This window comes from Nostoc sp. CALU 546 (assembly GCF_048836525.1).
Genome location: NZ_JAWJTF010000363.1, coordinates 1 through 1,895 on the forward strand (window position 1 = coordinate 1; position 1,895 = coordinate 1,895).

General features: G+C 42.8%; 1 protein-coding gene. It reads left to right on the forward strand.

The window, feature by feature from the left end; all coding sequences use genetic code 11:
* Positions 1 to 272 precede the first annotated feature (272 nt).
* The coding region (locus RRG12_RS43685) for a PAS domain S-box protein (RefSeq protein ID WP_420763328.1) at positions 273 to 1,895 on the forward strand (1,623 nt) is incomplete at its 3' end.

The following is a 1,895-nucleotide window of genomic DNA, read 5'->3' on the forward strand; positions in this document are numbered from 1 at the left end:
GAGTGTTGAGTGCTGAGTGCTGAGTAAATTAAGAAGTACTCAGTAGTTATATTGTTGGGTTTGAGTAAGGCCCCTTGTGGGTGGTCTTTCTTTTAACTCAGCACGAGCTAAACGCCCCGCTACCGCTATAGGAATCCGCTTTGATTTCTGAACGAATTTGCGTAGGCAGGCAATAGGCAACAGTCAAGAAGGCTTCTTAGTTGTACTGAGTTTTTTCAGAAATCAAATATGAGTCCTATATCAGCACTCAGTATTGTAAATAGGAGGTGATCATGTGTACTGAAGCATTCAATCATGAAATATCGCTTTTACGTCAGCAAAACGCTCAATTGCTGCAACAGCTAGAAGCATTGCAAGACCTTTATTCAACTACATTGTTAGCCCAACAGCATCAAATTTGGGAATTAGTTACTCAGGAAGTCCCCCTATCAACAGGATCACAAAAGTTACAACTGATAGAATTACAGTCAAAATTGGAGGATTATTCTACCTTTGTGCGATCGCCAGAGAAAATTCACGAATGGCATCGCCAAGGTAAGGCAGCTGCCTTGGCTGAGAGTGAAGCTAACTATCGCCAGCTAGTGGAAAATATCAGCGACCTGATTTTTTCTATGTCACTACAAGGCACTTTTACTTATGTCTCACCGCAGTATAAAAATGTTTTAGGCTGGGAACCTTCAGAACTACTTGGTCAACCCTTTGCCCCCTTAGTTCATCCTGATGATTTACCCTTGGTTCAAAGAAGCATCCAAGAAATGATGGAAATCAATAGGCAGCGGATCGTAGTAGAATTTCGCCACCTGCAAAAGGATGAAAGTTGGTGCTGGATGAGGGCAGTGGCTTCGCTAATTTTCGACTCAAACGGTCAAATCACTGGTTTTCATGGTGCTCTCAGCGATATCAGCAGTAGCAAACAAGCCGAAGAATTAATCAAAGCCTCGCAAGCAGAATTACTCGCCTTGTTCAACGCTATGCAGGATGTGATTCTTGTCTTAGATGCTGAAGGACGATACCTAAAAATCGCTCCTAGTAGTGCGCCCTTACTCTACCAACCTCCTACAGAACTGGTGGGCAAAAAAATTCATGACGTTTTCCCCCCTGATTTTGCCGACTATTTTCTCAACTCTATTCAACAAGCACTATTAACTAAAAAAACTGTGAAGCTAGAATATAGCTTGCCAATAGGTGACCAAGAGGTTTGGTTTGAGGCGAGTCTTGCCACAATGAGCGAAAACACCGTTGTTTGTGTAGCCAGGGATATTAGCGAGCGCAAACACATGGAAGACCAACTGCGACAACAAACAGAAAATTTAGCACAAACTCTTCAAGAACTCAAACAAACTCAAGCACAAATTATTCAGGCAGAAAAAATGTCCAGCCTGGGGCAACTTGTTGCTGGAGTTGCCCACGAAATCAACAATCCCGTTAATTTTATTCACGGTAATCTCAGCCATCTTGAGGAATATACTCAAGACCTACTGCGAATAATTCGCCATCAGCAGCAACAGTCTGGTAATGAGTCGGAATTTCAGGCTTTGTGTCAGGAAATTGACCTAGATTACATCGAGGAAGACGCACCGAGAATATTAAGTTCGATGAAAGTTGGCACTCAACGCATCCGTCAAATTGTGCTGTTGCTACGAACCTTCTCACGTATGGATGAAGCCGAGTTTAAGGCAGTGGACATTCACGAAAGTATCGACAGTACCCTAATGGTATTGCAACATCGCCTCCAAGAAAAAACAAAACTTCCAGCCATTCAAGTCATCAAAAACTACGGCACATTACCTTTAGTGGAATGCTATGGCGGACAACTAAATCAGGTGTTCATGAATATTTTGGGGAATGCCATTGATGCTTTAGAAGAAGGTAGGAGGCAGGATAGCGTAGCGGTA